This is a genomic window from Streptomyces sp. NPDC046759 (genome assembly GCF_040645475.1).
Taxonomy (GTDB): Bacteria; Actinomycetota; Actinomycetes; order Streptomycetales; family Streptomycetaceae; genus Streptomyces.
This window is the reverse complement of the sequence record NZ_JBEYYJ010000069.1, coordinates 1-7058: the sequence shown is the minus strand read 5'-3', so window position 1 is coordinate 7058 and position 7058 is coordinate 1. Positions and strand designations below refer to the sequence as shown.

Genomic DNA, 7058 nt, shown 5'->3' with positions numbered 1-7058 from the left:
AAGAACTCGTACCAGGAGCCGAACAGGGCGCGTTCACGCTCCACCAGCAGCGGCATCGGATCGGAGGCGGTGACCAGCTCCCGCAACGGATGGCGGGCCAGCAGGCCCTTCACCTCCGGCGCGAGGGCCGCGGCGAGGCGCCAGGCGGCGGGGCGGTTCTCGTCGCGCAGGGCCGTCACGGCGTCCAGCACCACCGGCCGCCGCTCGTCCGGTACTCCGGCGGCCGCGCGCTCGTACAGCCGGGCACCCTCCTCCAGCACCAGCTCGGTGTCGATCCCCGCCGGGACCTTGATGCCGGCGTGGTGCTGCCAGGTGGCGACCGGGTCGGACCAGGCCTCCACCGTGTACGTCCAGTGGCCGGGTTCGCCCGCGGTGACGACGGCGCCCCAGCGGTCGGTGCCCGGGGCGAGTTCACGCATCGGCGTCCACGGTCCCGGCCGGCCGGCCGGGTCGCGCAGCACCACGTTCGCCGCGACGGCGTCGTGTCCCTCCCGGAAGACGGTGGCGGACACCTCGAACGACTCACCGGTCACGGCCTTGGCCGGTTTGCGTCCGTGCTGCACCACGGGGCGTACGTCGAGTACGGGAATACGGCCGAGAGTGGTCTCCCCGGACGCGGGAGACGGGTCTGCGGGGCCCGGCGGGCCCGGCGCCCCGGCGGCGGGCTTTACGGCTTTCTTGCCCGATTTTTTCTTTGCCGCTGCCGTGGCCTTGCTGCTTGTCGGGAGTGCTGACGAATGGTGCTTGGCGGGCATGACCGCTCCTGTCCGCGTCAACGTGGGTGTGGGCGGATGGATGTGGGGAGGTGGGTCCTGCGGAGGTGCTGTGGTGCGCCTGTGGGGTCGTACCGGAGGAGCCTTCCCACCCTGTTCGGGTGGGCAATCCGGAACTTTGTTAACTACTCACGCGTATGTCCACACGCAAGACCGGCCCGTTTCTCCGGGTGCCCGGCGGCCGCCTCTTAACGCACCGACACCCCGCCGGGTGCGTCCCCACCGACCCTCCGGTAACCACTACCGTCGAGGGTGACGACGAGACGTACAGCGCCGTGCGTCTCACTCCGTGACGCGTCCGAGGTGGCATGTGAAGGCGATCCGTCGGTTCACCGTCCGTCCCGTTCTCCCCGAACCCCTCCGGCCGCTGAGCGACCTGGCGCGCAATCTGCGCTGGTCCTGGCATGCGGAAACGCGCGATCTGTTCCAGTCCGTGGACCCCGAGGCCTGGGCCGCCGCCGGGGGCGACCCGGTGCGGATACTGGGTCGGGTACGGCCGGCGCGGCTGGCCGAGCTGGCCGGGGACCGGCGGTTCCTGCGCCGCCTCACCGCGGTCGCGGACGACCTCGACGACTACCTGACCGGCGAGCGCTGGTACCAGGCACAGGCCGACGGCATGCCCGCCGCGGTCGCCTACTTCTCCCCGGAGTTCGGCATCACGGCCGCGCTGCCCCAGTACTCCGGCGGTCTCGGTATCCTCGCCGGGGACCATCTGAAGGCGGCCAGCGACCTCGGTGTACCGCTGATCGGGGTGGGCCTGCTGTACCGGCACGGCTACTTCCGGCAGACCCTGTCCCGCGACGGCTGGCAGCAGGAGCACTACCCGGTGCTCGACCCCAACGAGCTGCCCCTCACCCAGCTGAAGGAGCCCGACGGCACCCTGGCACAGGTCACCCTCGCGCTGCCCGGCGGCACGGAGCTGCGCGCCCGGATCTGGCTGGCCCGGGTCGGGCGGGTGCCGCTGCTGCTGCTCGACTCCGACGTGGAGGAGAACGACCTCGGCGAACGCGGCGTCACCGACCGGCTCTACGGCGGCGGCAGCGAGCACCGGCTGCTGCAGGAGATGCTGCTCGGCATAGGGGGTGTCCGGGCGGTGCGGACGTACTGCCGGCTCACCGGACACCCGCAGCCGGAGGTGTTCCACACCAACGAGGGGCACGCCGGCTTCCTGGGCCTGGAGCGGATCGCCGAACTGTGCGCGGACGGACTGGATTTCGACGCGGCGCTGGAGGCCGTGCGCGGCGGCACGGTCTTCACCACCCACACTCCGGTCCCGGCCGGCATCGACCGCTTCGACCGCGAGCTGGTCGCCCGGCACTTCGGGCCGGACGCCGAGCTTCCCGGCATCGACGTCGACCGCGTCCTGCGCCTGGGCATGGAGACCTATCCCGGTGGCGAGCCGAACCTGTTCAACATGGCCGTGATGGGACTCCGGCTGGCCCAGCGGGCCAACGGGGTGTCGCTGCTGCACGGGCAGGTCAGCCGGGAGATGTTCGCGGGGCTGTGGCCGGGATTCGACGCCGAGGAGGTCCCGATCACGTCCGTGACCAACGGGGTGCACGCGCCGACCTGGGTGGCCCCGGAGGTGCTGCGGCTCGGCGCCCGGCAGGTCGGCTCCGAGCGGGCCGAGGACGCGCTGACGGTCGGCGGCTCCGAGCGCTGGGACTCGGTGGCGGACATCGAGGACCAGGAGATCTGGGAGCTGCGCCGCACCCTGCGGGAACAGCTGGTGCTGGAGGTGCGGGAGCGGCTGCGGTCCTCCTGGCGGCAACGCGGCGCCGGGAACGCCGAGCTGGGCTGGATCGACGGCGTCCTCGACCCGGACGTCCTGACCATCGGCTTCGCGCGCCGGGTCCCGTCGTACAAGCGCCTCACCCTCATGCTCCGCGACCGCGACCGCCTGATGGAACTGCTGCTCCACCCGGAGCGCCCGATCCAGATCGTGGTCGCCGGCAAGGCGCACCCGGCGGACGACAGCGGCAAGCGTCTCGTCCAGGAGCTGGTCCGCTTCGCCGACGACCCGCGCGTCCGCCACCGGATCGTGTTCCTGCCGGACTACGGCATGGCGATGGCGCAGAAGCTCTACCCCGGCTGCGACGTCTGGCTGAACAACCCCTTGCGGCCGCTGGAGGCCTGTGGCACGAGCGGGATGAAGGCGGCGCTGAACGGCTGCCTGAACCTGTCCGTCCTGGACGGCTGGTGGGACGAATGGTTCCAGCCGGACTTCGGCTGGGCCATCCCCACGGCGGACGGTGCGGGCACCGACGCCGACCGCCGCGACGACATCGAGGCAGCGGCCCTGTACGACCTCCTCGAACAGCGGATCACCCCGCGCTTCTACGAGCGCGGCCGCGCCGGGCTGCCCGACCGCTGGATCCAGATGGTCCGCCAGACCCTCACCCTGCTCGGCCCCAAGGTGCTGGCCGGCCGCATGGTCCGCGAGTACGTGGACCGCCTCTACGTCCCCGCCGCGCAGGCGCACCGCGCGCTGACCCCGGACACGGCGGTCGAACTGGCCGCGTGGAAGGCGCGGGTGCGGGCGGCCTGGCCCGGCGTGAGCGTGGACCACGTGGAGACGACGGCGACGACGGCCACCGCGGAACTGGGCACGACCGTGGGCCTCAGGGTCCGGGTCGGCCTGGGCGAGCTGAGCCCGGACGACGTGGAGGTCCAGGCGGTGTCCGGGCGGGTGGACGCCGAGGACCGCATCACCGACGCGACGGTCGTCCCGCTGAAGCCGACCGGCGCCCCCGACCTGGAGGGCCGCCGCCTCTACGAGGGCCCCCTCGCCCTGGACCGCACCGGCCCCTACGGCTACACCGTCCGCATCCTGCCCGCCCACCGCCTTCTCGCCGCCGGCGCGGAGCCGGGGCTGGTCGCGGTGCCGTCGGAGGAGGTGGTGGAAGGCGCGGGGGTGCTGCTGCGGTAGGCGCACCGCGGTACGGGGACGGCTGTTCTACGGCGCGGTCGGCCGCGCCGGCCCGCAGCGGCCGTCCCCGCCCGGACGGGTCCGGGGCGTACGGCTTGCGGATCAGTCCTCGGACAGCCCCTCGCACAGCCTGCGCAGCACCGCCCCGCACCGCCGGGCGTAGGCGTGCTGGAAGCCCCGGGTCGCCGGGCCGCCCGCCTTCGCGTACCACTTGGCCGCCTTGCTGAAGGCCGCGACCGTCAGCCAGACCGTGCCGTCGCCCGTGCGATGGACCAGGAAGGCCTCCTCGCCGCTCTCGGGGTGGCCCTCCAGGGTGCCGTAGGCCCAGCCGGCGCGGCGGGCTTCCTGGGCCGTCCAGATGATGCGGCAGGGTGCCTTGATCAGGGCGGCCAGGGTGATCGTGACGTCGACGCCGGGGGCCGCGCGGTCGGCGCCGGCGTCGATGCCCACGCCCAGGGCGCGGTGCATCTCCCAGGTGAGGACCGCTTCCGCGGCCCGCCGGAAGACCTCCTGGCCCTCGCCGAGACGGGTGCGGACGAGCATCGGGTGGAAGCCGGGCGGGCAGTACGTCAGGTCGTCGCGGGTCGCGCCGACCGGCTCGTAGGTGAAGGGCGCCGAGGACATGGTTCACAAGGGTAGGGCGGTACCCGGAAGGCCTTCCTCCCGGGTACCGCCCGCCCTCGAGTTCCGCCGCGTCAGCTGACGTTGACCGCCGACCAGGCCGCGGCCACCGCGTTGTACTCGGTGCTGCCGGAGCCGTACAGGTCCTTGGCGGCGTTCAGCGTGCCCGTGCGGGCCGCCTTGTAGTTCGTCGTCGACGTGAAGTACGTCGTCAGCGCCTTGTACCAGATCTGCAGCGCCTTGGCGCGGCCGATGCCGGTGACGGTGGAGCCGTTGGAGGTGGGCGAGTTGTAGCTGACGCCGTTGATGGTCTTGGCGCCGCTGCCCTCGCTCAGCAGGTAGAAGAAGTGGTTGGCGACACCGGACGAGTAGTGGACGTCCAGGTTGCCGACGGAGGAGGACCAGTAGTCCGCCGAGCCGCCGTCCTTGCTGGGCTTGTCCATGTAGCGCAGCGGGGTGCCGTCGCCGTTGATGTTGATCTTCTCGCCGATGAGGTAGTCACCGGGGTCCTTGGCGTTGTTGGCGAAGAACTCCACGCCGGTGCCCATGATGTCGCTGGTGGCCTCATTCAGGCCGCCGGACTCACCGCTGTAGTCCAGGCCCGCGGTGTTGGCGGTGACACCGTGGCTCATCTCGTGGCCCGCCACGTCCAGCGAGGTCAGCGGGTCGGCGTTGCCCTCGCCGTCGCCGTAGGTCATGCAGAAGCAGCTGTCGTCCCAGAACGCGTTGACGTAGCTGCTGCCGTAGTGGACGCGGGAGTAGGCGCCGACGCCGTCGTTCTTGATGCCGCTCCGGCCGAAGGTGCTCTTGTAGAAGTCCCAGGTCTCCTGGGCCCCGTAGGCGGCGTCGGCGGCCGCGGTCTGGTCGGAGGAGGAGGTGGAGGCGGTGCCGGTGCCGAAGGTGTTGGTCGAGTTGCTGACCAGGGTGCCCTTGCCGGACGTCTTGCGGGCGAGGTTGTAGGTCTTGTGACCGCCACGGGAGGCGTCCGTCAGGTTGTACGACGAGCCCGACTGGGTGGTGGTGAGGCTGACCGTGCCGGAGTACAGCGTCTTGCCGGTGCCGGTCGCGTTCTCGATGGCCTGGTACGCGAAGAGCTTCTTGCCGGTGGCGGCGTCGGTGATGACGTGCAGCTGGTTCGGGGTGCCGTCGTCCTGCAGGCCGCCGACGACGGTCTCGTAGGCGAGGACGGGCTTGCCGGAGCCGGCCCAGATCACCTTGCGGGCGCCGTCCGCGGCGGTCCTCGCGGAACCGAGGGTCTCGGCGGCGGACACCGCCTGCTTCTCGGCCTTGGTGGCGGTGATCTGCGGCTTGAGCGAGGCCACCTTGATGGCGGCCTTGGTCGCTCTGGTGACGCCTTCCGTCTTGCCGGACCTGGCGGTGTGGACCACCAGGTCGCCGCCGAGCACGGGCAGACCCGCGTAGGTGCGCTCGTAGCGGGTGTGGACGGTGCCGTCGTTGTCCTTGACGACGTCCTTGACGATCAGCTTCTCCTTGGCGCCGAGGCCTATCTTCTGCGCGGTCTCGGTCGCCTCGGCCTGCGCCTGCTGTATCAGCGACGTGTGGGCGGCGGTCGACAGCGCGGTCGGCGCGGCGGCCAGGGCCTTCGCGGCGGCACCCGCCGGGGTCTGGGCGGAGGCGCTGGTGGCCAGGCCGGTGGAGATGAGGGCTCCGGCGGCGACGGCGGTGGCGATGGCCACAGTGGTGCGCTTGTGACGCGCATAGAGGGGGCTCACGCAAGCTCCTTCTGGTGGGGGAGTCCGGTCAGCGTGGGGTTACTGGCCGGAGTTGTGGGGTGAAGCTCTGCGGCGGGTGAGGGAAGAGTGACATCAGGGGCGCGTACATGTCAGGTCCCTGAAGTGATGTTGGCCGAAAGTCGACTGTCCGAGAAACGTTGCAGCTGTGTTAACGGGGCCCGTCCGAGGGTGCCGGACCCTCGGACGGACCCCAGTTCCCGGTCTTGTGGCGGCCGGTTTACGGGAATGTCAGCTTCCAGTCGTTGAGCGTCCCCGTGTCGTAGGTGGCCTGATCCTGCACCCTCAATTTCCAGGTGCCGTTGGCCGGTTCGGCGGACGCGTCGACCGTGTAGGTCTGCTTCACGTTGTCCGCCGAATCGGAGGAGCTGAAGTTCTTCAGCCGGTACGCCTTGCCGGACGGACCGATGAGGTCGATCACCAGGTCACCCCGCCAGGTGTGCGTGATGTCGACGCTCACCTGGAGGTTGCCGGGCGCGTTGCCGGTCCTGTCGGAGACGGTGATGCTCGAGGTGACGGCGGGCCCGTTGTCCGGGATCGCGACCGGCGTGCCGTTGTCGTACACACCGCCTCCGCCACCCCCGCCGCCGCCCCCGCCGGAGCGTGAGCCGACGTTGACGCCCGCCCAGGCGTCCTGCACCGCCTTGTACTCGGCGCTGGAGGTGCCGTACAGCTCGCCGGCCGCCGCGAGGGTGCCGGTGCGGGCGGCCGCGTAGTCGGTGGTGGAGGTGAACTTGGTGGTCAGCGCCCGGTACCAGATCTGCAGTGCCTTGTCCCGGCCGATGCCGGTGACCGGAAGCCCGTCCGACGTCGGCGAGTTGTAGCTGACGCCGTTGATCACCTTCGCCCCGCTGCCCTCCGACAGCAGGTAGAAGAAGTGGTTGGCGACGCCCGAGGAGTAGTGCACGTCGAGGTTGCCGACGCCCGAGTACCAGCTGTCGGCCGAGCCGCCGTCCTTGCTGGGCTTGTCCATGTAGCGCAGCG

General features: G+C 71.2%; 5 protein-coding genes. 1 reads left to right on the top strand and 4 read right to left on the bottom strand.

What is annotated here, in order from left to right; translation table 11 throughout:
* A partial coding sequence (locus ABZ919_RS41320) for a maltotransferase domain-containing protein (RefSeq protein WP_361259434.1) occupies positions 1-755 on the bottom strand: 755 nt, incomplete at its 3' end.
* A 328-nt stretch (positions 756-1083) separates the two neighbouring features.
* On the opposite strand from ABZ919_RS41320, the gene glgP reads away from it, so the two are divergent.
* On the top strand, positions 1084-3702 hold the full coding sequence (gene glgP / locus ABZ919_RS41315) for an alpha-glucan family phosphorylase (protein WP_361259431.1): 2619 nt from the start codon (positions 1084-1086) through the stop codon (positions 3700-3702).
* A 102-nt stretch (positions 3703-3804) separates the two neighbouring features.
* On the opposite strand, the gene ABZ919_RS41310 is transcribed toward glgP, so the two are convergent.
* From ABZ919_RS41310 to ABZ919_RS41300, 3 genes are all read right to left on the bottom strand, one after another.
* The gene (locus ABZ919_RS41310) at positions 3805-4326 is read right to left on the bottom strand and encodes a DUF1990 domain-containing protein (RefSeq protein ID WP_361259428.1); all 522 of its coding nucleotides are present in this window, start codon (positions 4324-4326) and stop codon (positions 3805-3807) included.
* 71 nt (positions 4327-4397) lie between these two features.
* Entirely contained in the window at positions 4398-6056 is a 1659-nt protein-coding gene (locus tag ABZ919_RS41305) for a M4 family metallopeptidase (protein WP_361259425.1), read from the bottom strand.
* Between the two features lie 238 nt (positions 6057-6294).
* The coding region (locus ABZ919_RS41300) for a M4 family metallopeptidase (protein ID WP_361259422.1) at positions 6295-7058 on the bottom strand (764 nt) is incomplete at its 5' end.